21 protein-coding genes, 1 other RNA gene and 1 other annotated feature are annotated in these 25241 nt (G+C 48.5%); of the genes, 2 read left to right on the forward strand and 20 right to left on the reverse strand.

All coding sequences use genetic code 11. The annotated features are described in order from the left end of the window. The first annotated feature begins 179 nt into the window (after positions 1-179). The gene (locus K6T23_RS15080; RefSeq protein WP_238281583.1) at positions 180-1463 is read left to right on the forward strand and encodes an IS110 family RNA-guided transposase; all 1284 of its coding nucleotides are present in this window, start codon (positions 180-182) and stop codon (positions 1461-1463) included. A 533-nt stretch (positions 1464-1996) separates the two neighbouring features. On the opposite strand, the gene K6T23_RS15085 is transcribed toward K6T23_RS15080, so the two are convergent. The 13 genes from K6T23_RS15085 to K6T23_RS15145 all read right to left on the reverse strand — a co-directional run bounded on the left by K6T23_RS15085 (position 1997) and on the right by K6T23_RS15145 (position 14202). Further along, the gene (locus K6T23_RS15085) at positions 1997-2941 is read right to left on the reverse strand and encodes an ABC transporter permease (protein ID WP_238281585.1); all 945 of its coding nucleotides are present in this window, start codon (positions 2939-2941) and stop codon (positions 1997-1999) included. After that, positions 2934-3860 (reverse strand): ABC transporter ATP-binding protein, encoded by a 927-nt coding sequence (locus K6T23_RS15090; RefSeq protein WP_238281587.1) that lies wholly within the window; start codon positions 3858-3860, stop codon positions 2934-2936. Before K6T23_RS15090 ends, K6T23_RS15085 begins: the two co-directional genes overlap by 8 nt. After that, a complete protein-coding gene (locus K6T23_RS15095; protein ID WP_148984608.1) occupies positions 3857-4573 on the reverse strand; it encodes an ABC transporter ATP-binding protein in 717 nt (238 codons plus the stop codon). Before K6T23_RS15095 ends, K6T23_RS15090 begins: the two co-directional genes overlap by 4 nt. Then, a complete protein-coding gene (locus K6T23_RS15100) occupies positions 4554-4934 on the reverse strand; it encodes a GntR family transcriptional regulator (protein WP_238281589.1) in 381 nt (126 codons plus the stop codon). Before K6T23_RS15100 ends, K6T23_RS15095 begins: the two co-directional genes overlap by 20 nt. A 3-nt stretch (positions 4935-4937) precedes the next feature. Beyond that, on the reverse strand, positions 4938-5708 hold the full coding sequence (locus K6T23_RS15105) for a hypothetical protein (protein ID WP_148984609.1): 771 nt from the start codon (positions 5706-5708) through the stop codon (positions 4938-4940). A gap of 169 nt (positions 5709-5877) precedes the next feature. Next, entirely contained in the window at positions 5878-6642 is a 765-nt protein-coding gene (locus K6T23_RS15110; protein WP_238284447.1) for a tRNA threonylcarbamoyladenosine dehydratase, read from the reverse strand. Positions 6643-6752: 110 nt separating this feature from the next. Then, on the reverse strand, positions 6753-8273 hold the full coding sequence (locus K6T23_RS15115) for a Na+/H+ antiporter NhaC family protein (protein ID WP_238281590.1): 1521 nt from the start codon (positions 8271-8273) through the stop codon (positions 6753-6755). 216 nt (positions 8274-8489) lie between these two features. Continuing rightward, positions 8490-9752, reverse strand: a complete 1263-nt coding sequence (ltrA, locus tag K6T23_RS15120) for a group II intron reverse transcriptase/maturase (protein ID WP_238281298.1) — start codon at positions 9750-9752, stop codon at positions 8490-8492. Next, positions 9712-9891: a hypothetical protein gene (locus K6T23_RS15125; RefSeq protein WP_187443174.1), complete on the reverse strand. Its 180-nt coding sequence runs from the start codon at positions 9889-9891 to the stop codon at positions 9712-9714. Before K6T23_RS15125 ends, ltrA begins: the two co-directional genes overlap by 41 nt. 470 nt (positions 9892-10361) lie before the next feature. Then, positions 10362-10551, reverse strand: a non-coding RNA gene (gene ssrS, locus K6T23_RS15130) — 6S RNA. Positions 10552-10623: 72 nt separating this feature from the next. Next, the gene (gene aspS, locus K6T23_RS15135; protein WP_148984612.1) at positions 10624-12390 is read right to left on the reverse strand and encodes an aspartate--tRNA ligase; all 1767 of its coding nucleotides are present in this window, start codon (positions 12388-12390) and stop codon (positions 10624-10626) included. Between the two features lie 24 nt (positions 12391-12414). After that, positions 12415-13686 carry a histidine--tRNA ligase gene (gene hisS / locus K6T23_RS15140; RefSeq protein ID WP_148984613.1) on the reverse strand — a complete coding sequence of 424 codons (1272 nt, stop codon included), beginning with the start codon at positions 13684-13686 and terminating at the stop codon, positions 12415-12417. A gap of 87 nt (positions 13687-13773) precedes the next feature. Beyond that, positions 13774-13997 (reverse strand) — a binding site (T-box leader). A gap of 58 nt (positions 13998-14055) precedes the next feature. After that, entirely contained in the window at positions 14056-14202 is a 147-nt protein-coding gene (locus K6T23_RS15145) for an RNA polymerase subunit sigma-70 (protein WP_238281593.1), read from the reverse strand. A 208-nt stretch (positions 14203-14410) separates the two neighbouring features. Between K6T23_RS15145 and K6T23_RS15150 the strand changes: the two genes are divergently transcribed. After that, positions 14411-15964 carry an N-acetylmuramoyl-L-alanine amidase family protein gene (locus tag K6T23_RS15150; RefSeq protein ID WP_187443010.1) on the forward strand — a complete coding sequence of 518 codons (1554 nt, stop codon included), beginning with the start codon at positions 14411-14413 and terminating at the stop codon, positions 15962-15964. 44 nt (positions 15965-16008) lie between these two features. Here K6T23_RS15150 and dtd read toward each other — a convergent pair whose 3' ends face one another. The 7 genes from dtd to K6T23_RS15185 form a co-directional block, all read right to left on the reverse strand. Beyond that, entirely contained in the window at positions 16009-16446 is a 438-nt protein-coding gene (gene dtd / locus K6T23_RS15155; RefSeq protein ID WP_056535151.1) for a D-aminoacyl-tRNA deacylase, read from the reverse strand. Positions 16447-16460: 14 nt separating this feature from the next. Next, positions 16461-18653, reverse strand: a complete 2193-nt coding sequence (locus tag K6T23_RS15160; RefSeq protein ID WP_056535148.1) for a RelA/SpoT family protein — start codon at positions 18651-18653, stop codon at positions 16461-16463. A gap of 305 nt (positions 18654-18958) precedes the next feature. Next, positions 18959-19471, reverse strand: coding sequence for an adenine phosphoribosyltransferase (locus K6T23_RS15165; protein ID WP_048006207.1), 513 nt, complete (start codon positions 19469-19471; stop codon positions 18959-18961). Further along, a complete protein-coding gene (gene recJ, locus K6T23_RS15170; protein WP_238281595.1) occupies positions 19462-21822 on the reverse strand; it encodes a single-stranded-DNA-specific exonuclease RecJ in 2361 nt (786 codons plus the stop codon). Before recJ ends, K6T23_RS15165 begins: the two co-directional genes overlap by 10 nt. Positions 21823-21931: 109 nt before the next feature. After that, positions 21932-22276: a LapA family protein gene (locus K6T23_RS15175; RefSeq protein ID WP_238281597.1), complete on the reverse strand. Its 345-nt coding sequence runs from the start codon at positions 22274-22276 to the stop codon at positions 21932-21934. A gap of 183 nt (positions 22277-22459) precedes the next feature. Next, positions 22460-24721, reverse strand: a complete 2262-nt coding sequence (secDF, locus tag K6T23_RS15180; RefSeq protein WP_056535142.1) for a protein translocase subunit SecDF — start codon at positions 24719-24721, stop codon at positions 22460-22462. Between the two features lie 171 nt (positions 24722-24892). After that, on the reverse strand, positions 24893-25213 hold the full coding sequence (locus K6T23_RS15185; RefSeq protein WP_053426463.1) for a post-transcriptional regulator: 321 nt from the start codon (positions 25211-25213) through the stop codon (positions 24893-24895). Between the last annotated feature and the right edge of the window lie 28 nt (positions 25214-25241).

Consider the following 25241-nt stretch of genomic DNA (forward strand, 5'->3'; position numbering starts at 1 on the left):
TGACTTCCAGCGGAATAGGAGGTCGGGCAAGACCCCGCAGGCACGAGGAGCATTCCTGTTATAAAAGAATATGAGGATAAAGTGAGATTTTAGCGATGTGCATAAAAAAAGCTCCCTTGGTACGATAGAGAGTGTCATGCGCATGACCTCGAATTAAGTACCGAAGGGAGACTTCAACTATGGATTTTACACAAAATGAACGACTTAATCAAATTAATGAACAGACTTTAATCATCGGCATTGATATTGCCAAACACAAGCACGTCGCCAGGGCCATTGATGATCGAGGAATCGACTTATCGAAGCGTCTGGTTTTTCCGAATTCGTTAGAAGGATTCCAATTGTTACTAGAGTGGGCTCGACAATTAAGTGCGGACACATCCCGTCCGAACTTAATGTTGGGGATGGAGCCTACGGGACATTATTGGATGAATCTAGCTTACTTCTTGAAATCCCAGGGCGAGCGCCCTGTGGTGGTAAACCCGATGAAGGTCAAGAAATCAAAAGAACTGGATGATGACTCGCCTACCAAAAATGATACAAAGGATGCGAAGGTCATCGCTCAAGTCATGCGAGCAGGGCGGTATCATGAGCCTACCTTGCCGGAAGGCATCTATGCCGAGTTACGTGAAGGCGTGAAACTCTTTGATATCATTCAAGAAGATCTCTCTTCCATCAAAGCACAAATCCATAACGTTCTGGATCGGTATTTCCCTGAATTCTTGACGGTGTTTAAGAAGTGGAATGGAAAGATGGCGATGGCGCTTCTGAAGTTAGGCTATCTTCCAACAGATATTCGACAGAAGACAGAAGAGGAACTTCTATACGACGTAAAGGCATTAGGGACCAAAAATGTAGGGGTGGCGCGTATGCGCCACTTAAAGAAAGTAGCTGACTCCAGTGTTGGGATGACCGTAGGTCTCCGCATGGCTCGTGAAGAGCTTCGCTATCTCGTTGATCAGTATGAGGCCTTAAACGAACGTCTGGACAATCTGAAAGAAGAACTTGAAGAACTGGTTCTTACGGTTCCTGGCGCAGATCTTATGATGGCGATCAATGGCGTGGGAGCGATGACCATTGTTGGGTTCTTCGCCGAGATTGGTGACTTATCAAATTATAAAGATCCACGACAGATTATTAAATTAGCAGGACTGAATCTGATGATGAACCAATCCGGCACACATCGAGGGAAAACAACCATTACTAAGCGTGGGCGACGAAGGTTGCGTTCCATTCTGTATCAAGTCGCCCGCCCTTTAACTTTTCATAATGACGCCTTTAAAGCTCTTCATCAGTATTATAAACACAGACGAACGAATCCTCTTAAAGGGAAACAGTCTTTTGTCGCACTAGGACGTAAACTGATTAAGGTCTTATTTGTCATAGGCACACGAAAGTGTGCGTTTAGTGAGGAACGCATGCTTCGCGATATCCCTCATATGAGAGATGTGCAGGCAGCTTAACGTATGATGTCCAGCAGTCAATATCCCTTAGTTTTTTGATGGTTTCTTAGGTAATCAAAAGAAGCACGGATAAGCCGGTCACTATTCCAAGCATTAGGGCATAGACCCACCCGAGGAGCATTTCCGGCAACCACACATGGTCAGGTCGAACGAAGGAATTTACGCGCATAGACGCTGAGAGAAATGGGAGGGTCCACCGCCATGTCGTATGTGGAGATCCAATAGTGCGATCATAAATTAGTACCTATTAATGGAAAAAAGACGCCAGGTTTCTTCAGACGCTTAGTGCGTTTCCATATATATTTAAATATGGATGAATTTATTCAAATGTGCCATGTCGCCTCTTTTGAACGCCTACGAAAACCTGAGAAAAACCTAGGAATACTAAGAACTACTGAATTTTCATGAGGGAGGCTTGACCACCTCCCCGCAGGAAAGCAAGCGCCCGCAGCGGAAAGGAACGAACCTTTCCAAAAGCAAAAAGACGCGACAAAAAAAGGATACCGAAACCGGCATCCTTTTTTTGAATCTGCTTATGAAGCCACATCACGCTTCGTAAAGAAGACGAAAGCAAGCACTTGGAAAATCACAAAGTAAATCAGGATCATCGTGATGGAAAAGCCCATCGTCATCCCCTTCACAAGCGGAGGCTGGAATCCTGTGTACTGCGTGAGATCCGTATTCGCGAACAAACTGAACTTCGCCCAGTCGAATTTCATCGCAATCAGGCTGGTAAGATTCGACCCCATAAACAATAGGAACACTGAGATTCCGATTGCCAAAGAGCTGCTTCTGAACACAGCCGATATCATGAAGGCCATTGTGGCCATCATGGCGACATCGATCGTTTTCAATAGATACGTCTTGATGAGGTACCATACCATGTTTTGTTCCACGACAGCTCCATCAACGTAGGCAAGATGCGCCGATTCCCCGATTCCACCGAAAAGGATGAGACCCAGGAGGAATGAAACCACAAACAGGACGACAAGCTGGCTCAAACCATACAATAAGACCGTGATATATTTCGAGATCAGTATTTTACTTCTTGAAATCGGACGGATCAACAGGAGCTTGATCGTGCCCCATGTGAACTCACTCGCCACGATCCCGGCAGAGACGATGATGGTGAACAATCCGACAAACATCACAAGGTAGGCATTGTCTTCTACATATGACCACACATTTGCTTTTTCATAAGGTTTCAAATCATTTTCAAGACGGTACTCATTGATGGCAATACCCTTTTCTGTTTCTTCTTTCATATAGCCAGGCATGTTCCCTTTGAGCATTTCCTTATCGTCAGCAATCTGAGTCTGGACGTTTTTCTTCCAATCATCCGAAACTTCATTCTGGCTGTCCAGATACTTACTTGTTGCTCCCGTGATCCCAATGATGGCCACGAGGAGGCCCAGCATGACGTATGTACCGACACGCTTGAAAATCTTCATCCATTCATTTCTGATCAAATTAAACATTGACTGTCTCTCCTTTATCGTTGGTGATTTCCAGGAAGCGATCTTCAAGGGTTTTCGAAATCGGCATGACTCCGAAAATATCCAGTCCATCTTCCACCAGTGCTTTGACCAGTGCAGGGATCCGTTCTTTTTCGATAGCCAGCTGCACCTGATTGTCTTTCACTTCGAATTGGATTGCAGGATCGAACGTCTTGATCGAGGCTTTGATCAGGGATGCATCAGCGACATCGATCTGATAAATCTGTTCGGTTCCACCGACGAAGGCGCGTATATCCTGGACGTCTACCAGTTTTCCAGATTGCAGGATGGCGATGCGGTCACACATCATTTCCATTTCAGAAAGAAGATGGGATGAAACGATGACGGCCATTCCTTCCTCAGCCGCTAGCTTGCGGATATACGCACGGATCTCACGGATTCCTGCAGGATCGAGTCCGTTGGTCGGCTCATCCAAGATAAGGAGCTTCGGCTTATGGAGAAGACATTGGGCGATACCTAGGCGCTGGCGCATCCCGAGTGAATAGGTTTTGACCTTATCCTTGATCCGGCTCGTCAATCCGACGAGTTCCACTACTTCCTTGATTCGCTCTTCCGTGATGCCTTTATGCATGCGGGAAAAGTGCTTCAGATTTTGGTAGCCTGAAAGGAATTTATAGAGCTCGGGATTTTCCACGATGGCCCCGACTTCACTGATGGCTTCAGCGAAGTCCTTCTGGATGCTCTTACCTGAGATAAGGACATCCCCTTCTGTGATCTTCATCAGTCCGACGATCATCCGGATCGTCGTGGTCTTTCCGGCACCGTTCGGCCCGAGGAATCCGAAGACCTCCCCTTCATTCACTTCGAATGATAGTGAATCGATGATTTTCTTGCCTTTGATGACTTTCGTGACATTTTGCAATTGAGCAATCGTCTTCATTCCAGTTCCATCCCTTCTATTTGAGTCGTGCGCTTCAACCATTGAAGGACCGACAGTCCTTGTTCTTCCCGTAATTGTTCAACGTTGCAGTGACCTTTCACTTCTCCGTTATGGATGATGTAGGCTTCATCGAGGATGGCCTCGATTTCATCGATTTCATGAGTGGCGATGAGGACCGTCTGCTCTCCCCAGTCGATATAGGAAAGGAGCCCCTTCACAATAGTGTCCCTCACCATCGGATCTAGACCTGAGAATGGTTCGTCGAGTAGGATGACTCTAGCCTGCCTGGATAGTGTGAGGACAAGCTTCAGCCTTCCACGCGTCCCTTTGGAAAGGTGCTTGATCTTTTTCGACCCATCCAGCTGCATGAACGAGACAAGCTCTTCTGCCCGTTCCATATCGAAGTCGCTGAACTGTGAGTTGTAAAATTTGAGCATCCCTTTCACCGTAAACGTCTCATAGAACATATCAAGCTCCGTCAGGTAGGCCACTTCTTCCGCCACCTTACGATTGATCGGTTCATCATCGAGCATCACCTTGCCTGCACTGGGGAGTACAAGGCCGGCGATCATTTTCAGCGTTGTGGATTTCCCGCTACCATTCGGTCCGAGGAGTCCGTAGATCTTTCCTTTTTCAAATTGCAAGGAGGTGTTCCGAAGAGCAAGTCCGCTGCCGTATTTCTTCGTGACATTCTCAAACCGGATCACGATCATTCTCCTCTCCGTACCGTTTGATGCTTTCAATCATTTCTTCTTTACTGAGACCGAGCTCCTTCATATTTTTAATGAAGATTTCGATTACTTCTCGCTGCACTTTTTGATTTAACACAGATAGCACGTCATCTTCCTCCGTCACAAACGTTCCCTGTCCTCGTTTCGTTTCCACAATGGTCATCCTTTCCAACTCACTGTATGTCCGCTGTATGGTGTTCGGATTCACCCCGGCTTGCAAAGCCATCTCTCTGACTGAGGGAAGCTTATCGCCAGGGTGTCGTTCCCTCCTGACGATTTCACGGATGATCCGATCGGCGATTTGCAGGTATATGGGTTTGGACGCTGAGTATTCTTCTACCATGATCTACACCTCAATCCTGCGATCTAATAGTCTACATGAAATGATGAATAATATGAGCCACATGACCCCTTCCCAGATGAATGGGAGAAGCGGCAGGGGAATGATATCGATATTGAATCCACTGTCTTCTCCTCCTGAGCCGATGGTGAAAAAGAAACTGGCTGGAAGGTCGACTACCCATGTGTTGTTAACGAAGGTTTCCACAGGTTTCAGACTGGTAACGAATGTTGTCACCGATGTGTACAAGATCCATAATCCGGCGAGGATGAGCCAGCGAATGTTCTTGATTGCCGGGAATTTCCCCATGGAGTGATAGACCGTCCAGAAAAAGATCAGCCATCCCGACATGTTGAGGCCGAGCAAGAGAACACCGATGTTGAAATACACGCCCTCCTTGACCGGCCAGTATCCGATATCAGGAAGCCTGCTGAAGCTGATGAATCCAAGAAGATCTACGAGAAGCAAGGAAATGATCAAGTAAACCATTGCGACGAGTAGTTTTGATGAAAGCAGTGTAAATCCGCTGAGCGGGGTATGCAACCAAAGCTGTGTCTTCCCTTCCAGCCGGAGCATGGAGTAGACGATGACCGGTAGAAAAGCAAAGTGGAAGACGCCGAGCATGATAGCGAATCCAACAGGGATCCCTTTCTCATCGAAGTATCCCCCTGCGCCGAGACCCAGGGAATAAACGACGATGATAATCGCCAACCACCCTATGAACCACACCTTAGATGTATGGAAATCCTTCCAAAGAAGGCCTCTGAATGCATTCATTTTTTCACTCCTTTCTGTTTGTGTTCCAGTGTACTAGTTAGATAATACACTAAGACACAAGTAGTAGTCAATAGGGTATTTGCCTAAAATTTGTATGCATTCCAAAGGAATGTTAAAACTGCACGCAAAAAGGCCCGTGCCTCAAGGGAGGTACGGGCCTTTCAATTTGTTATTTATCTTTCACACGTATGATTTCAATTTCTTTTAAGAGCTGATTGATGACATGGCTGGCAGCGATGAGGCCGGCAACAGACGGAACGAATGCATTCGATGAAGGCGGAAGCTGTGCCTTTCGGATTTTGGCATCATCCTTCCCGACTTCCTTCCGTACTTCTTCACGGATGACGATCGGACTCTCGTCGGAGAAGACGACCGTAACCCCTTTTTTGATCCCTTCTTTTTTCAGACGGGTGCGGATGACCTTGGCGATGGGATCCGTATGGGTCTTGGAGATATCCGCAATCTGGAAGCGGGTCGGGTCATTCTTGTTCGCAGCACCCATGGAGGCGATAAGCGGAATGTCACGCGTCAAGCACTCTTTCATCAGATGGATCTTGTACGAAATCGTATCGGATGCATCCACTACGAAGTCCAGCCCGTAATGGAAGAACTCCTCATACGTTTCTTCGGTATAGAACATCTTAAGGGCGATGACTTCACAGTCTGGATTGATATCCTTGATCCTGTCCCGCATCAGGTCGACCTTCGGCTGGCCAACGGTAGAAAGCAGGGCATGCACCTGACGATTCACATTTGTGATATCCACGTCATCCTTATCAACAAGGACAAGGCGGCCAACTCCGGAACGGGCGAGTGCTTCGGCTGCGAACGAACCGACACCGCCGATCCCGAGAACGGCCACTGTACTATTTTTAAGGGTCTGAAGACCTTCTTTCCCGATAGCTAACTCATTACGTGAGAACTGGTGAAGCAATATGATCAACTCCATTGTAAGTATTCAACTAGGTTTATTCTGAATTAGAATAAAGGATTGAGCACTGAAAATCAATATATTGCGTTCATTCTCCATGGAGTTTTGCTTCTTCAAGAGTTTAATTCCTGTGAGTGTTGAAGCTTTGAAGCTTTTCGCTTCCCAAGGAACAGCATCAATGCGACCAAGCCTGCAAGGAGGATGATGATGGTATACGGGTTCCCGGTCAGGCCGGCGATGACAAAACCGACGAGTGCGATGCTTGCATTCACTGCTGCATACGGGAATTGCGTTTTCACGTGATCGATATGATCCGCACCGGCACCTGTTGACGACAATAGCGTCGTATCCGAAATCGGAGAACTGTGATCTCCGAAGATCCCCCCGGATAGAACCGCTCCGATGCACACGAGAAGCTCGGCATCAAGTGAGACCGCCATTGGGATGGCAATCGGGAGCATGATGGCAAATGTCCCCCAGGAGGAACCGGATGCAAGGGACATGCCTGCTCCTACCAGGAAGAGGATCGCCGGGATGATGAAGGCGGGGATATTCCCTTTCACCAGTTCAACGATGTAAGAAGCTGTCCCCATTTCGCTGATCACCTTGCTGAGCGACCAGGCAAGCACAAGGGTCACGGCGACATACACCATCTTTTGCATGCCCCCCGTATAGATTTCGAAGATTTCATTGAATGTCTTCAATTTGTACGAAATCATCAAGATGATCAGGGAGATGGCCGCAAAAAGATAGGCGGTACTCAGTGCCACCCTGAAAGCACTGCCTTCCACGGGTTTGAACGGGAAGCCCTTTGACGCCAGGAGACCGAAGAGCGTGACGAATAGGATCAAAAGGGGAAGCCAGATCAAGACCGGTTTACTCGGCTTCAGTCCCCCATCCTCTGCTTTTCTCAGAGGCTTTGATGTTTTCCAGTAGAGCTCACCCTTGCTTGCCCTATCCTCAGCCGACTTCATCGGTCCGAAGTCAAGCTTCAGAAGTGCAACCAGTGGCACCATGGATACGGCAAGGAGGGCATAAAATTGAAACGGGATCACATGAATCAGCGTGCTGAATTCAGAAGTGGTGATATCGAGATGATCAAACTCCTTCTTGATCAGTCCCATGATGTAGACGCCCCATCCGATAAATGGAATCAGGACCGCCACCGGCGAAGAGGTGGAGTCAATGATCCATGCAAGCTTCTCACGGGAGACTTTCACTTTATCGAATATCTTCTCAAAAACGGGCCCTACGATCAAAGGGGTGCCGAGATCGGAGAAGAAGATGATGATGCCGCCAATCCAGGCTGATACTTGGGCTTTCGCTTTTGAATTGATTAAGTTGGTGGCACTATTGGCCAGGGCCGCTCCTCCTCCTGACTTCTCCATGAGGGCGACGAATCCCCCGATGAAAAAGAGAAGGACAAGCACGGCGGCATTATAGCTGTCTGCCACCTGCGGGAACATGAATTCCCCGATGGTTTGCATTGTAGCCTCAAGTGGCCTTCCGCCTACAAGCATGAGGACACCGACATATACGCCGGAGAATAAAGAAATAATGACATTTTTCGTGATGACCGCCAGTAGCACGGCGATGATCGGCGGCAGTAGGGATAACCAGCCCATATGTTCCATGTTGACCACTCCTATGATGTAAAGTTAGCAAAGATTACCTTTAAAAAGTATAGGGCTTGTCGACAGTTTCCGCAATGGTTTTTTGATATTTATTCATTTTTATGTATTTTTAACCACGCTAACGAGGCACCTCTTATAACTAATCGAGTAGGAGGGGATGATTAATCCCCGACCTCTCACACCACCGTACGTACCGATCGGTATACGGCGGTTCAATTAAGATACTTGACGAAGCTTTTCGTAACGATGTGATAGGCTTAGAAGCCCTTGATACTTCCAAAAGGAAGTATCAAGGGTTTTGTGCAATACAGGGCTATGGGCAATTCTCCAATATCCCTTGCGGGAAAGACCCCACTCATATGCTTTCCACCTTGGGACTCCAAGTGCTGTAAGTTTCCTTATTCTTGTTTTGGGTCGTTTCCATTGCTTCCACAGACACATACGCAGTCTTCTTCTAATCCAAGAGTCCATCCTCTTTAAGACGCTTGGTGTGTCTGCGAGTTGGAAATATCCTACCCATCCCATGATGTATTGGTTCAGTCTCCTAATTCGTGTTTCCATCGACCAACCCGAGGATCTGGAGGTGAGAGAACGGATCTTCTGCTTAAATCGCTTGATGCTTTTTAACGCGATTCTTACTTTCGGCTCCCTGCTTGCTATAAAACTGAACCCGAGAAAGGTTCTCTTCCATGAAGGCGCTACCGCAGATTTCTCCCGGTTGACCTTGAGCTTCAGTTTCTTTTCGAGAAAGCTGGTGACCGATTCCATCACTCTCTTTCCGGCTTTTGGCGTGCGCACATAGATTTGACAGTCATCTGCGTATCGTACGAAACGCAGACCTCGTCTTTCCAATTCCTTATCCAGTTCGTTCAACACAATATTCGAGAGAAGGGGACTGAGGGGACCGCCTTGAGGTGTTCCTTCCTCACTTTTGACCTTCACCCCTTGTATCATGATACCGGCATTCAGATAAGAACGGATCAACCTAAGGAGCACCTTATCCTCTATAGTCTTCGCAAGAAGACCCATGAGCTTGTCGTGATTTACACGATCAAAGAACTTTTCCAAGTCCAAATCAACGACCCATGTGTATCCGTCCCGTATATATCCCTTTGCTTTCTTAATCGCATCATGGGCACTTCGATTGGGTCGAAATCCGTAGCTGTGATTAGAAAAAGTGGGATCATATATGAGAGAGAGTACTTGGGTTATGGATTGTTGAATCATACGATCCATAACCGTCGGGATCCCTAACAATCGAACGCCGCCGTCTGATTTCGGGATTTCAATCCGACGTACCGGGTCCGGTTTGTAGGTTCCCTGAAGGAGATTCTCCCGAATCACTTGCCATTCGTGTAAGATATGCCTTCGTAGGTTTTGTACGGGCATTAGGTCCACACCATGACTTCCCTTATTACGCTCCACACGTTTTAGCGCGTTAAGCATGTTCGGTTTTGACAGGATCGTGTTCATCAACATCCATCATCGTTCCTTTCTTCGTGTGTTTCGTTTCCTTATTCGATGGCACTGCCTCACACTTCCGTAAGCCCTCACGAGATTCATCGCTACTTCTTAACGGATAGCTCTTTCGATTGTCTGTGAGTTTCTCAGCTACCATGAGCCAGGGCGTAACACTCTCTTATTTGTTCAGTCCTTCCCGGCGTCCTCGATAACACCGGTACTATGACCTCTGCTGACTTCTGGCGGTTCAGCGGGGAATCACTTCCCCGGTTACCAAGTATTCAAGGCGTACCCGCCAGATCTCCCCGGGTAAGAATGCAGTCTTTCCCTCCATCTATCCGCCTCATTTACTTCCTACACCTTTGGCAGTTTGGACTTTGCCTTGTTAAGCAGACTCATCCAATGCAGAAAGCCTTCTATGAGATTCGTGTTCCTCGGACCGGAGGTTTGCCGCTCGCTTCCTTCAGATTCCGGGTCACCCCGGACACCCTTGCGTTAAGCTAACCGTTACAACTGCCTTCACGGCTCGGGACTTCCACCCTATAGACTACACCCATGCCGGGCGCACTTAAAAAGAGCCGAATCTCGAAAGATTCGGCTCTTGTGCATTACGTATCCATTTGTGAAACGAGTCCCAATCGTGCCGTCGCTGCGTTTCCTTTGTTTTGAACCCGCTCTCGGCAGGTGGGTGCTTTATTCCACTACTTGTTAGTCCTCTTGAAGCGAGGCATGAACGCCTAGCGAAAAGTCAAGCTCCCAAGGTTTGAAGTGTTCGGTCAAAACTGATAGGTTAAAACGTCGGACACATCAGGACTCGTCTGTTATTGACATCATCATAGCATAGGAGCGGCATGATTTGCAATTCACAACCGCTGGAGAATTTCCGACATCATTCAACATCCAGTGATAGTGACAGTTCTTTCAGTTGGGCTTCGCTAACGCCTCCAGGTGCATCGGTGAGGACACAGCTTGCACTGGCCGTTTTAGGGAATGCAATGGTATCGCGAAGGTTCGAACGACCTGCAAGGAGCATCACCAAACGATCAAGGCCAAGGGCGATCCCGCCGTGTGGAGGAGTACCGTACTCAAATGCTTCCAGAAGGAATCCGAACTGCTCATTCGCTTCTTCTTTAGAGAATCCGAGGACACTGAACATTTTTTCCTGGATGTCACGCTCATAGATCCTGAGTGATCCACCGCCAAGCTCATATCCGTTCAATACAAGGTCATAGGCCTGAGCCCTTACTTCACCCGGGTTGGTCTCAAGAAGCTCGAGATCTTCCCTCACAGGCATGGTGAAAGGATGGTGTGCTGCATAATAGCGATTGTCTCCTTCATCGAACTCAAGAAGCGGCCAGTCCGTCACCCATAGGAAGTTGAACACGGACTCATCAATCAGGCCGAGCTCTTTACCAAGCTTGAGGCGAAGCGCCCCAAGGGCATCGGCCACGACGGATTTTTTGTCGGCGACGAATAGGAGAAGGTCCCCTGTTTCTGCTTCTGAAGCAGCAGACAGGCTGGATGCATCCTCTTCCGATACGAACTTGGAAATCGGGCCTTTAAGACCTTCTTCCTCTACCTTCAGCCATGCGAGCCCTTTTGCTCCATAGCGGGATACGAATTCTGTGAGACCATCGATATCTTTCCTTGAGTAATTGGAAGCGGCCCCTTTCACATTGATCAATTTCACTTGACCACCGCCTGCTACAGCACCCGAGAACACCTTGAATCCAGAATCCTTCACGATTTCGGATACATCGATCAGTTCCATGGCAAAACGGGTATCAGGCTTATCCGATCCATAGCGGCTCATGGCTTCATCATATGTCATGCGCGGGAAGACCGATTCGATATCCAGGCCTTTCACGTCCTTCATGAGCTTCGCCATCATTTCTTCGACCAACAGGATGATTTCTTCCTGTTCCATGAAGCTCATTTCCATATCGATCTGGGTGAATTCAGGCTGACGGTCTGCACGAAGATCCTCATCACGGAAGCAGCGGGCAATTTGGTAATAACGGTCGAATCCGGACACCATCAGAAGCTGTTTGAAAATCTGCGGCGATTGAGGAAGGGCGTAGAATTCTCCTGGATGAACCCGGCTCGGTACAAGATAGTCACGTGCTCCTTCAGGCGTGCTCTTCGTCAGGATCGGGGTTTCCACATCAAGAAACCCATTCTCATTCAGGAAGCTGCGGAATGACGTGGTGACATTATGGCGCATCCTGAACGTCTCGGCCATCGCCGGGCGGCGGAGATCCACATAGCGGTATTTCAAGCGCACGTCTTCTGATACTTCCATTTGATCGTCGATCATGAATGGTGGGGTCTTCGCTTCATTGATGATCTGTACATCTTCTGCATGAATTTCAATTTTTCCGGTTTTCAGGTTCGGGTTGACCGTTCCTTCTCCCCGTGCAACGACCGATCCCGTTACGGAAATGACATACTCGTTTCGGATTCTTTCCGCCAGTTCGAGTGCTTCCTGAGAAAGATCGGGATTGAATACGACCTGAACGATCCCTTCACGGTCGCGGAGGTCGATGAAGATCAGACCCCCAAGGTCACGTCGTTTTTGCACCCATCCTTTGATGGTAATCGTTTCACCGATGAATGATTCCGTTACGTTTCCACAATAGGTTGTTCGTTTTGGCATTTTTTTCTCCTCCTGGCGATTATGTTAGACAAGCTTGCTCTTGATGTGGTCAACGAATGAGTCAATGGCGACTTCCTCTTGCTCACCTGTTGCCATATCCTTCACGTTCACTTTGTTTTCCTGAAGTTCATTTTCACCGATCACAGCTACGTATTTGGCCTGATGACGGTCAGCGCTCTTGAACTGGGCCTTCACTTTTCGGTCAAGATAATCTTTCTCGGATGAGATCCCCGCTTCCCTCAGCTGATGAAGCAGCCTAACGCCATATGCTTTGGCCTCTTCCCCCATGGCGACGATATAGCAATCGACGCCTTGTTGGATCGGGAGCTCCACTTTTTCGGCTTCAAGGGCCGCGATGAGCCTTTCGATGCTGAACGCAAATCCGATACCCGGTGTTTCGGGTCCGCCGATTTCCTGGACGAGTCCGTTGTAGCGACCACCTCCGCAAAGGGTGGTGATGGCACCGAAGCCCTCTGCCTCACTCATGATTTCAAACGCTGTATGGTTATAGTAGTCCAGGCCACGAACAAGAGTCGGGTCTACGACGAACTCAACGTCCATGCTGGTGAGATACGATTGCACCTTTTCGAAATAGGCCTTGGATTCTTCATTCAGGTAGTCGAGGATGGACGGAGCCGTTGCCATCAATTCATGGTCGCGGTCCTTCTTACAGTCCAGGATCCTAAGTGGATTCTTCTCTAGTCGATTCTGACAATCGGAGCAGAACTCACCGATCCTTGGCTTGAAGTGATTGATCAGCGCTTCACGATGCGCTTGACGGCTGTCTCCATCACCCAGGCTGTTGACGACAAGTTTCAACTTGCGGAGTCCAAGCTTTTTGTAAATGCCCATAGCGAGCGAGAGGACCTCTGCGTCAATGGCCGGGTCTTCACTTCCAAGTGCTTCCACACCGAACTGCACGAACTGGCGGTAGCGGCCAGCTTGTGGACGCTCGTAGCGGAACATCGGTCCACTATAAAACAGTTTGGTCGGCTGATTCGCATTACCGAACAGCTTATTTCCTACGAATGAACGTACGACGGATGCCGTACCTTCAGGGCGGAGTGCAAGGCTCCTTCCTCCGCGGTCTTCAAACATATACATTTCCTTTTGTACAATATCGGTCGTGTCACCGACACCGCGCGTGAAAAGTTCACTCGATTCGAAGATCGGCGTACGGATTTCATTGTATTGATAAGCGCGACAAAGATCGGTCGCCACCTTTTCGATATATTGCCACTTCTCTACTTCTCCGGGCAGAATGTCCTGTGTTCCTCTTGGTATTTGAATAGACAAGGGGATTCCTCCTTTTCATAAAGCCTTGATATGTATGGCCCCGTAAATCGAGGCAATAAAAAAAGCCCTCGATCCCTTGTAATAAATACAAGGGACGAGAGCTGTTATTCCCGTGGTGCCACCCTAATTGGAGTCCTATAGACTCCCACTTCACCAGTTAACGCCTGGTACGTCCATCCCCTACTCTGGTTTCAGGGCGGAGCCTCCCGAGTGTTCATTCACTGATGTACCTTGCAGAAATGCTTGCAGCCCAGGGCATTTCCTCTCTTGGCAGGTGGAGACCAGCTACTATTCTCGATCGTCGGTTTTTGAAAGCTATATTATTTCTATAATAATACGGATGAGGCAGGTTCATGTCAAGGGGTTTCGTCAGGACCTCTCCATTTTCTTTTTCAATAGGCGGACATCCTTCAGCGTCAGACCGAACTCAGATGCAAGCTCCATGTTCAACGCGCCTTTTTCCATTTCCATGAAATGGTGAAAATCCGTCTGAAATAGTGCTTTTTCACTAGTCATATTCAGAAAAGATTTATCGCTTGATCGCATAGTACCCTCCCTTTCACTATTCCTACCATCTATCCTTTCCAAATGACTAAATTTCTATCGTAATAAAGGAATTTTATTTTTTATCTCGTATTTATGTGGGTATGGGTCATTTTTGAAGTTGTTTTCTTCAAAATGAGTTCAGAATACGTGTGACAGTCCGATATTACTAATGATGTCCATGAAGAGAGAGGAGGTTGTCAACATCAAGAAAATCTACATATCCTTCCTGATCGTCTGTCTCCTGGTCCCCCTTCTTACCTCTATGAAGGCAAGTGCATCCGGGGAACAGGTGAGTATCGGGGTTCCTACCCTCAATGTGAGGACGGGGCCAGGACTCAGCTATCCAGTCCTCATGCAGGCAGCCAAAGGGGAAGAGTATACAGTCACCGGGAATGATGGGGACTGGTACAAAATCGATACGCCCCAAGGAGAAGGCTGGGTAGCCGAGTGGCTCGTTACCCAAGCTGATTCTGCAGGGACAGCGCAGGCTTCTGCATCCTCCGGTCTTAAAGGGACGACGACAGAAGATTCGATCAATATAAGGAAAGCCCCTTCTACGGATAGTGAGCGCCTCGGCACCCTATCAAGCGGGGAAGAAGTATCAATCACCGGAAGTGTACAGGGCTGGTATGAAATCTCTTATGAGGGGGGCACAGCCTGGATCAATCAAGATTATCTGTCCCTTTCCGGTATAGAATCCGGCGCAGAAGAAGAACCCGGTTCTCCTTCTGCTACCGCCACCGTCAATGTGGAATCGCTGCTAGTGCGCGATGAGGCCTCCCTGAATGGCAGTATCGTCGGGAAAGTCACCCGAGGAGAATCCTATTCCATCCTTGAAGAATCAAATGAATGGTATCGGATCCAGCTCTCGAACGGCGGGGATGGATGGGTGGCAGGCTGGTTCATGAAAGTGGCCGGTGATGACAAAGAGGAACAAACTGAAGGCACGTCCATGTCAGAAGGCGCTCCTGATTCCATCACAATCCTGTATGATGGCACCAATCTCAGAAGCAGTCCAAACAGCCAGGCAAGCGTCGTGGAAAGGGCCGGCAGCGGTTCGACCTTCGATGTGGTGGGAACATCGGGTGACTGGTACGAAATCCGACTCTCCGACGGTGCCAGTGCGTTTGTAGCCAACTGGATTGTATCGAGCAAAAAAGGCGGTACGTCCCCGGCTCCTGAAACGTCCGGCGGACTTGAAGGTAAGACCATCGTGCTCGATCCGGGGCACGGCGGACGTGACGGAGGGACGACAGGTGTCAACGGCACACATGAAAAAAACCTGACCCTGAAGACTGCCCAGCTCGTGGCAGACAAATTAAGGAGTGCAGGTGCGGAAGTGATTCTGACGAGAAGGAACGATGAATTCATCTCCCTTCCATCCAGGGTATCATTATCTCATTATTATATGGCCGATGCGTTTGTCAGTCTTCACTTCGACAGCATCTACGATTCGTCCATCACAGGACATACCACCTATTATAACGGGGCACAGCAAAAGGATTTGGCGGAATCGGTCCATTCTGCCCTTTCCGGAAGAATGCCTAATGCCGATCGCGGCGTCCGGAACGGCGACTACCATGTGATCCGTGAAAACATGAGGCCGGCCGTCCTGGTGGAGCTTGGATTCCTAAGCAATGCATCCGAAGAGGCAAATGTGAATACGGCCTACTTCCAGGATACTGCGGCCACCAGCATCTATTACGGATTGAGCGAATACTTTACAGATTGACGAAAAGCCAGGGAGGCTCGCCTCCCTGGCTTTTCTCATTGCGTTCATTTCTCTACAATCAAGGTCACAGGGCCATCATTGATGAGTTGTACGTCCATCATGGCACCGAAAACCCCGGTTTCTACCTGAATGCCCTTCTCCCTGAGGAGTGCATTGAAACGGTCATATATGGCTTCTGCCTCTTCAGGTTTAGCAGCATCCATGAAGTTGGGTCTCCTGCCCTTCCGGGTGTCCCCATAGAGGGTGAATTGTGAAATGGAGAGAATCTCTCCTCCCCGGTCTAGAAGGGAATCATTCATCTTTCCATCTCCGTCTTCGAAGATCCTGAGGTTTACGACCTTATCGGCAATATAGGCCGCTTCCGCCTCCGTATCCCCGTGAGTGATCCCGACAAGGAGGACGAGTCCAGACTGAATACGGCCCTTCACTTCGCCGTCCACCGTCACGGATGCTTGTTTGCTCCGTTGCAGTACAACTTTCATTACCTAAAACCCCTTTAGTTCATAATTCTTCGCACAGCATAAATATCAGAAATCTGCTTGATCCGCTCCACAACTTTATGGAGATGGGAAATATTATGAATGGAAATCGACATATTGATGGTTGCCACTTTATTCCGATCTGACTTCCCACTGACAGCCGATATATTCGTTTTGGTTTCGTTGACCGCTTGGAGCACTTCGTTCAGAAGACCGCGACGGTCATAACCTGAGATCTCGATATCCACGTTGTACTCTTTCTGGTCATAGCGGTCGCTTTCCCACGAAACGGGTATGAGGCGTTGTTCCACCCCTTCCGCCAAGACATTCGTACAGTCGGAGCGGTGGACGGACACACCACGGCCCTTCGTAATGAAGCCGACGATCTCATCGCCAGGTACAGGTGAACAGCAGCGGGACAGACGGATCAGAAGGTTATCGATCCCTTCCACATGCACACCTGCATCCTTCTTCTTCCGCTTCTGAGGCTGGGCGTTCAGTTCTTTCACGGTTTCTTCAAGAATATCTTCCTGTTCCCGTTTCCTTCGTTCCTTCTCCGTGAGGCGGTTGGCGATTTGCGCTGCGGTGATGCCGTTATAGCCGACAGCCGCGTACATATCATCTTCATTGGAGAAATTGAACTTCTCGAACACCCGCTTGATGTTTTCAGACGTGAGAATTTCCTTCACATCGAAATCCTGGGCCTTGATCTCTTTCTCGACCATTTCCCGGCCCTTCTCGATGTTTTCTTCTCTTCTCTGCTTTTTGAAGAACTGTCGGATCTTATTTTTCGCCTGAGACGTCTGGGCAAGCTTCAGCCAGTCCTGACTCGGTCCATAGGAGTGCTTGGACGTAAGGATTTCAATGATATCCCCGGTTTTTAATTTATAATCGAGGGTGACCATCTTCCCGTTGACCTTGGCCCCGATCGTTTTATTCCCGATTTCCGAATGGATCCGGTATGAAAAATCAATCGGTACCGATCCGGACGGAAGCTCCAGGACATCCCCTTTCGGAGTGAAGACAAAGACCATGTCGGAAAATAGGTCGATCTTAAGGGACTCCATGAACTCCTCGGCGTTTGCCGATTCATTCTGGAACTCAAGGATCTCCCTGAACCATGAGAGTTTCTTATCGAAGGAAACCGGTTCATTGGCTTCCTTGCCTTCTTTATATGCCCAATGGGCTGCAACACCGTACTCCGCGATCTCATGCATTTCAAGCGTCCTGATCTGCACTTCAAGGGGATCCCCTTTCGGTCCGATCACGGTCGTATGGAGGGACTGGTACATATTCGGTTTTGGCATGGCGATGTAATCCTTGAAACGGCCCGGCATCGGTTTCCATCTCGTATGGATGATCCCGAGGACGGCATAGCAATCCTTGATGCTGTCCACGACGATCCTCACGGCAAGAAGGTCATAAATTTCATTGAATTGTTTATTTTGCAGGGCCATCTTCCGGTAGATGCTGTAAATATGCTTCGGACGGCCGGAAATGTCAGCAATGATCTTTACATCACTTAGGTGATCCTTCACATCGTCGACGACTTCCTCCAAATACTCTTCCCGCTCTGCCCGCTTTTTCTTCATCAAGTTGACGATGCGGTAATACTGCTGTGGATTCAAGTACCGGAGACTGGTGTCCTCTAGCTCCCATTTGATCTTGGATATACCAAGGCGATGGGCAAGAGGGGCGAAGATTTCCAAAGTCTCGTTCGCGATCCTGCGCTGTTTTTCCTGAGGAAGATGCTTGAGCGTCCTCATATTATGGAGGCGGTCGGCGAGCTTGATCAAGATGACACGGATATCCCTTGCCATGGCCACGAACATCTTCCGGTGGTTTTCTGCCTGTTGCTCTTCCTGGGACTTGTACTTGATCTTCCCGAGCTTTGTCACCCCGTCGACTAGCATGGCCACTTCAGAGTTGAAATCTTCTTCGATCTGCTGCAGGGATATCCCTGTATCCTCTACGACATCATGAAGAAAACCGGCAGCCACAGTTGCCGGATCCATCTCGAGATCTGCCAGGATCCCAGCCACCTGAATCGGGTGGATGATATAGGGTTCACCCGACTTTCGGTACTGTTCGCTATGGGCTTCCCGCGCATACTCGTATGCCTTTTCCACCAATCCTACATGCTCGTCATTCAAATATTCTCTTGTTTTATCTATAACCTGTTCAGGGGTTAATACTTGATCCTTCGCCATGATCAAAATCACCTTTATATATAAATTTGGTTCAGCGCCTGATGAAAGGCACCGACATACTCTATCTATTCGAACGCTCTGACGCATTTTGAAAATAAAACGATTGTTACCATTATCAAAAAAAAAAGCGATTATGTAAAGGGTTTGGGCTAAAATTCTCAGATTTCATCTGGTTTTGTCGAATGGTGACGATTACATAGAAAGATAACTTACCTGTCATGGAGGGAACTTCCGACATGGATCGTGAACGGCTATAAAAAAATAAGGGCCGGCATCTTTCTATGATGTCGGTCCCTTATGTATGATCAGTATTGCATCAAAGTCATGATATCGTAGCCTTCAAGCTTATCACGACCGTCAAGATAGGTCAGTTCGATCAAGAAGGCTGTACCGGCAACGATCCCGCCGAGCTCTTCTACAAGCTTGATTGTCGCATCGATCGTACCGCCTGTAGCGAGTAGATCGTCTGTGATCAATACGCGCTGTCCCGGTTTGATGGCATCCTTATGGATGGTCAGGGCATCTTTTCCGTACTCAAGCCCGTATTGCTGTTGGATCGTCTCACGTGGGAGCTTGCCAGGTTTCCTGACAGGAGCGAATCCTACCCCAAGAGCATACGCCACCGGGCAGCCGATGATGAAGCCCCTTGCTTCCGGTCCGACAACCAGATCGATCTGTTTTTCTTTTGCGTATTCCACGATCTGATCCGTTGCGTATCTATATGCATCACCGTTGTCCATTAGAGTGGTGATGTCTTTAAACTTAATGCCTTCTTTAGGCCAGTTATCAACGATCGTGACATATTGTTTCAAGTCCATGCTTCTACTTCCTCCTCAACTATAGCGGACTCTTTCATCCTTTCGCTGAACCATGTCTTCAGTTCCTGATATGACGAATACAGGAGCTCATTTTCAAGCTCGTACTGATGCTGCTTCCTCATGTAGGCAGGAGATTCGGACAGGTCTTTCTTCACTTTGACAGGATGAAGAGAAATCAAACCATCTTCTATTGTAACAAACTTCAATTCAAAAAACACCTTTGACATGAAATCGATTGTTTCCATGGACCACCCCTTGTACTTGGCAAGGTCATTTCCGTGTTTCTTCAGATCGAATGAACCCCTCTTATGAAGGAAGGCATAATACCATTTGAAATGATCACGGGTGGGCATCGTACTGAAGAAATGGTCTTCATGCTGGTGGAAATGGGCGTAGATGCGATGCGGCCTGCCGAGTTCAAGAAGCTGCTCCATCAGTCGACGGTCCCCAGGGAGATCGAGGAGTACGAGATTGCATCCATCCACCACGAACCCTTCAAGATCGGATTCACTCTGGATATACCGGACTTCCCCTTTGAATAGCGTTGTATCCGCCGATTTCGGATGGAAGCATACGATCACCCTGTCACCATCAGGGATGAGAGGGGCCCATTTCGTCACCTGCTTGATCCCCCTCATATCGAAAAGCTGCCAGGACGAAATCTGGATATCCTGCAGGAAGATCTGAGGCTTCTTGCGATTATTCCATTCATTGATCGACAGTTCTCCGATAACGGAAGCTTTTACATAAGGCGTCATGTGATCGGCAAGTTCACCGAGGCCGAACCCAACCCCATCCACTTGTACACCGTTTTCGGCTAGGACAAGCTTAAGGTGATTCTGAGCAGAACCGATCTTTTTATAATGATCGATCGATACATCCCGTATGACCCACTTCGGCTTCGGGTTGTTCATCCCGAATGGCGCAAGGAGGTGCATTTTCTCGATGGATTCAACAGTGATCTCGTCCACGGCGACTTCGGCATCGAGCTCTGTAACCGGGATGAAGTCGTCTTCGCTCAGGACTTCTTTTGCCTGTTCATTCAATCTTGAACGGAGCTCATCGACATCGGATAGGGCAAGGGTCATTCCCGCAGCCATCGGATGCCCCCCGAAATGGGGAAGGAGTTCACGATTCATGGAGAGATTCTTGAACAGATCGAACCCGGCAATGCTTCTTGCCGAACCTTTCGCTTTATTCGAATCAGAATCGAAACTAAGGACAATGGTCGGACGGTAAAACCTGTCGACGAGACGGGAAGCAACGATTCCCACTACCCCAGGGTTCCAGCCTTCCTTCCCGATGACAAGAACACCGTTTTCAGATGGAGGGAATTCCTTCTCCACCATCTCTACAGCTTCTTCCGTCATTTTCGCTACGATGGATTGGCGCTCTTTGTTCAAGCCGTCAATCTCTTCTGCGAGTGCCTTTGCTTCTTCCGGATCACGGGAAAGCATGAGATCCACTGCGGGATCGGCATCACCCAGCCTGCCGACGGCATTGATCCTCGGTGCAATCATGAATCCAACGGTCTCTTCATTCATCTCATTTTGCTGGGCATTCGCCACACGGCACAGGGCCTTGATCCCAAGGCGGTCCGTTACCTTCAGCCTGGCGATCCCCTTCTTGGCAATCAGCCGGTTCTCCCCATGGAGGGGAACCAGATCGGCGATCGTACCGATTGCGGCCAAATCCAGCAGATGGTCGGGAAACTCCCCGTAGAGAGCGTGAGCCAGCTTCAAAGCCACCCCGACCCCTGCCAGTTCCTTGAATGGATAGGAGCATCCTTCCACTTTCGGGTGGATCATCGCGAAGACCGGCGGCAATTCGGGACCCGGTTCATGGTGATCCGTTAAGATCAAGTCGATACCAAGTTCTTTGGCAAGCTTGGCTTCTCCCACTGCGGATATACCGGTATCCACCGTAATGATAACGGCGAACCCTTCATCAGCAGCCCATCTGAAGGCGTCTTCGTTCGGTCCATATCCTTCGGTAAACCGGTTGGGGATATAAAATTCCGCTTGTGCCCCAAGGTCTGTCAGTACCGTCATCAGGACTGATGTGGAACTTACTCCGTCGGCATCATAGTCACCATACACAAGGATGCGCTCCTCATGCTCGATTGCCAGCATGATGCGCTCTTTCGCTTTTTGCATATCATCAAAAAGAAATGGATCATGAAACGATCCGCCTGTATCAAATAAAAAGTCCCGGGCATCATCGGCATCTGCCAGATCCCGATTTATCAATAATTTCGCAACAAGCGGGGGAACCTTCAACTCTTCTGCCAATTCTGCTATCTTGTGCTGGTCAGAATCTTTCATTTTCCAGCGTGTTTTTGCATTTAACATATTTTCACCCCTCAGCCTTTCTCATTATACAAAAACAGTAAGGGGGTTTCAATCTACATCAAAGTCGAACAAAAGAAAAAGACACCCTGTATGGGTGCCTTCATTCCGGTCATTCAGATGTTTCTTGTATGGAATCGGGTGCCTGCTTCTTTAATGAGGTATCCTGTGAATCGAGGCGCTGTTGATCCCGGGTCTTCTCAATCTGTTCTCTTAAAATAATGTTTTCCTTTTCAAGGGCCTTCACCCTCCGCTGGACGACGAAAAGCCTGAAAAGCCCCACCGAGCCGATGATGATTCCACCCATGAAAACAGATCCAAGAATAACTAATATAAGAGGCCAGTCTGCTTCACCAAAAAGGTAGTTCACTGTTACCGGGTCGACATTGATGACGGCGAAAATTGATACGATCAGGGCGAATACGATCCCCAAAAGCAACGTCCATTGAAACTTCATTGTATTCCCTCCTCACAACTGCATTGTCTCTCTCCATCAGGAATGATGGATGATACCCATTTACCCTTTTTATTAGCGCAATGAAACCATCCGGATTCATTTAGTACCTTATCCCTATAGTATAACCCGACGGTCACCGTTCCATTAAAAATGGGACAGGGGGCTTTCCCTGTCCCATTTCTATTATACTTGTGGTTCGTCGCTCCATTTCTTCTTCTCTTTGACGGTTTTGATCGGTCCGTGTTTCTTCAGCTGTCTGATCTTCAATGACAGATAGATCTGAGCAGCGATGTAAATGGAAGAGAACACCCCTGAGATCAACCCGACTAGAAGGGCGATGGAGAAGTTGCGGATCGATTCACTACCGAAGATCAGGATGGCGATGACCGTGATAACCACTGTCAAGACGGTATTCACCGAACGGCCCAAAGTCTGACGAAGACTCTTGTTGACCGCTTCTTCCAGTTCTTCCGGATGCTTGATGCGCTTCATTTTGTGAAGGTTTTCCCTCAATCGGTCAAAGGTAACGATCGTATCATTGATGGAGTACCCGACGATCGTCAGGACGGCCGCAATGAACGTGATATCCACTTCGAGGCGCGTCACGCTGAAGAAGAAAATAATCAGCAGGGCATCGAATAAAAGGGAAATGATGGCTCCGAGGGCCATGCGCCATTCAAATCGGATCGTCACATACAGGATGATGAAGATCGATGCAATGGCTACTGCATAGAGGGCACTCTTCGCAAGTTCTTTTCCGACTACCGGCGAAACGGTACTGATGCTAGGATCCTTCCCATACAAATCCTTAAAGTGATCTTTCAACTTCGCGATTTCCTCTTTGGAGAGATCGTCAGAATAACGGACGACCGCCGTGTTACTCTTTTCACCTGAAACAACGATGTTATCACTTGGGAGCTTGATGTCATCAAGTTCTTTCTTAAGGGTTTCCGTTTGGATCGGTTGATCGGAAACGAGGTCCACCCGTGAACCACTGACAAAGTCGATGCCCAGGTTCAATCTGAATACGGAAAGCAGAATGACTCCCGCAATCATGATGACCGCCGAGATCGCGAAGAACTTTCTGCGGTTCTTAGCGAACTCCACGCGATCGAACTTCGTCGGCAGGTCCAGTGTATCCAAATTCTCCGAAAGGGAATGGACGTCTTTTTTGTTGACACCGAACCAACCTGGCCTTTTGTTAAAGAGCTTGCTGTTCACCCATAGACCAAGAAGGACCCTGGATCCCCAAACCGCCGTGATGAAGCTGACGAGGATAGAGATGATGAGCATGGTCGCAAACCCTTTGACAGAGCTTGTACCGAAATAGAACAGTACCCCCGCTGCGATGAGGGTCGTCAGGTTGGCATCAAGGATGGTGAGGAATGAGGTTTTGTTCCCTGCCTGGAAGGCCGATTTGATCGGCTTTCCGACCCGGATTTCCTCCTTGATCCTCTCATACGTGATGATATTCGCATCGACGGCCATCCCGACTCCGAGTATGATCGCTGCGATCCCCGGCAGTGTCAGCACTCCGTTCATCAGCTCGAATAGGAGCAGGACGAGGTAGAGATACACGGAAAGGGTAACCGAAGCGATGAAGCCCGGCAGGCGGTAATACACAATCATGAACAGGAAGATGAGTGCGATCCCAATGATTCCTGCCGTAACGGTTTTATCAAGTGCCTGCTGTCCGAATTGAGCTCCGACAGATGTGGAATATTTTTCTTCCAGTTTGACAGGAAGAGCACCTGCATCAAGAAGCTTCGCAAGATTTTGCGCTTCTTCCACGGTGAAGTTCCCTTCGATGATGACTTCGTCCGAATTGATCGGCTTGTTTACATTCGGCGCAGAAAGGAATTTAGGATCTTCCTTGCCTGCTTCCTTCTCGTAGGAATCTTTCCCTTCCTCGAAGTCAAGCCAGATGACCAATTGATTCTGAGGAGCCATTTGGTAGATATTTTGCGTCAGTTCATAAAACTTTTTGCGATCCTTCAGTTTCAAAGAGACGATCGGCTGATTCTGATCGTTGAATGTCTGTTTTGCCGATCCAGAAACCAGGTCCGATCCGTCCAGTCGAACCTTATCGTTCACATCGCGGAAGGACAAATTCGCCTGTGTGGACAGGATCTCCCGTGCCTGGTTCTGATCCTCGATACCTGCAAGCTGAACGCGGATCCGGTTGTTGTCCTCGATCTGGATGCTTGGTTCGCTTACACCCAGGACGTTGATCCGCTCATCGAGAGCTTCTGCCGTATTGGCGACTGTCTGTTTCGTGATCTTTTCTCCATTGACTGGCTGTACTTCATACAGCACTTCGAATCCACCTTGGAGGTCAAGACCGAGTTTGATATCATTGATGATCGATTTTGCCGTTCCCCCGACCGTTCCTGCCAGCAGGACGAGCAGGACGAAAAAGGCAACGATGCGGCCACGCTTTACCATTATGTACAGTTCCTCCTTGAAAACCATCCCAAATATGATCTTTTCGTATTGACTGATCCCGGGGCTGTCTGAGATATCCCCTTCGATCGCCTGTGATATTCAATCCATTCCTTTATCTTTCAACATTCCCATTATGGCGGAGAACGAATTCCATGTCAATTTGTTCCCGTGCTATTTCTCTTCCCTGGAAGGATGCAGAAGTTCCTTCAATTCATCCTCATTCACATCGGCGAACCAATTCGGCGAGCGATATGCCTGAACCGTCTCGAAGGTCATATATTCCCCTGCTTTTGCCGAGAGGATATCGCTGACCAGCTCGTACACTTTCACATCCACTTCGGGCTTTTTCCATTTCTTCTTGGTCAGGTATAACCATAGTCTTTCCAGAGTTGCTTCCTCGTACCCGAATAGTTGGAATTCCTCCACCTTGCTTAACAGTGCAGGTTCCAGTGAATCATAAAATCGATCGTAAGGATGCTGATTAGGTTTCATTCCATTCCCCACTCCATTTTGGAAGATC

Origin of the sequence: Rossellomorea marisflavi, assembly GCF_022170785.1 — a bacterium.
Lineage (GTDB): Bacteria > Bacillota > Bacilli > Bacillales > Bacillaceae_B > Rossellomorea > Rossellomorea marisflavi_B.

What these genes read in the sequence shown, in the direction of transcription:
- K6T23_RS15145 (WP_238281593.1), bottom strand. Translation starts at nt 14,202, where the DNA reads ATGACTAGTGAAAAAGCACTATTTCAGACGGATTTTCACCATTTCATG.
- dtd (WP_056535151.1), bottom strand. Translation starts at nt 16,446, where the DNA reads ATGAAAGTTGTACTGCAACGGAGCAAACAAGCATCCGTGACGGTGGAC.
- K6T23_RS15080 (WP_238281583.1), top strand. Translation starts at nt 180, where the DNA reads ATGGATTTTACACAAAATGAACGACTTAATCAAATTAATGAACAGACT.
- aspS (WP_148984612.1), bottom strand. Translation starts at nt 12,390, where the DNA reads ATGCCAAAACGAACAACCTATTGTGGAAACGTAACGGAATCATTCATC.
- K6T23_RS15105 (WP_148984609.1), bottom strand. Translation starts at nt 5,708, where the DNA reads ATGAATGCATTCAGAGGCCTTCTTTGGAAGGATTTCCATACATCTAAG.
- K6T23_RS15090 (WP_238281587.1), bottom strand. Translation starts at nt 3,860, where the DNA reads ATGAAGACGATTGCTCAATTGCAAAATGTCACGAAAGTCATCAAAGGC.
- K6T23_RS15125 (WP_187443174.1), bottom strand. Translation starts at nt 9,891, where the DNA reads ATGGTAGCTGAGAAACTCACAGACAATCGAAAGAGCTATCCGTTAAGA.
- K6T23_RS15085 (WP_238281585.1), bottom strand. Translation starts at nt 2,941, where the DNA reads ATGTTTAATTTGATCAGAAATGAATGGATGAAGATTTTCAAGCGTGTC.
- K6T23_RS15150 (WP_187443010.1), top strand. Translation starts at nt 14,411, where the DNA reads ATGAAGAGAGAGGAGGTTGTCAACATCAAGAAAATCTACATATCCTTC.
- K6T23_RS15175 (WP_238281597.1), bottom strand. Translation starts at nt 22,276, where the DNA reads ATGAAGTTTCAATGGACGTTGCTTTTGGGGATCGTATTCGCCCTGATC.
- K6T23_RS15165 (WP_048006207.1), bottom strand. Translation starts at nt 19,471, where the DNA reads ATGGACTTGAAACAATATGTCACGATCGTTGATAACTGGCCTAAAGAA.
- K6T23_RS15115 (WP_238281590.1), bottom strand. Translation starts at nt 8,273, where the DNA reads ATGGAACATATGGGCTGGTTATCCCTACTGCCGCCGATCATCGCCGTG.
- recJ (WP_238281595.1), bottom strand. Translation starts at nt 21,822, where the DNA reads ATGTTAAATGCAAAAACACGCTGGAAAATGAAAGATTCTGACCAGCAC.
- K6T23_RS15185 (WP_053426463.1), bottom strand. Translation starts at nt 25,213, where the DNA reads ATGAAACCTAATCAGCATCCTTACGATCGATTTTATGATTCACTGGAA.
- ltrA (WP_238281298.1), bottom strand. Translation starts at nt 9,752, where the DNA reads ATGTTGATGAACACGATCCTGTCAAAACCGAACATGCTTAACGCGCTA.
- secDF (WP_056535142.1), bottom strand. Translation starts at nt 24,721, where the DNA reads ATGGTAAAGCGTGGCCGCATCGTTGCCTTTTTCGTCCTGCTCGTCCTG.
- K6T23_RS15160 (WP_056535148.1), bottom strand. Translation starts at nt 18,653, where the DNA reads ATGGCGAAGGATCAAGTATTAACCCCTGAACAGGTTATAGATAAAACA.
- K6T23_RS15100 (WP_238281589.1), bottom strand. Translation starts at nt 4,934, where the DNA reads ATGGTAGAAGAATACTCAGCGTCCAAACCCATATACCTGCAAATCGCC.
- K6T23_RS15095 (WP_148984608.1), bottom strand. Translation starts at nt 4,573, where the DNA reads ATGATCGTGATCCGGTTTGAGAATGTCACGAAGAAATACGGCAGCGGA.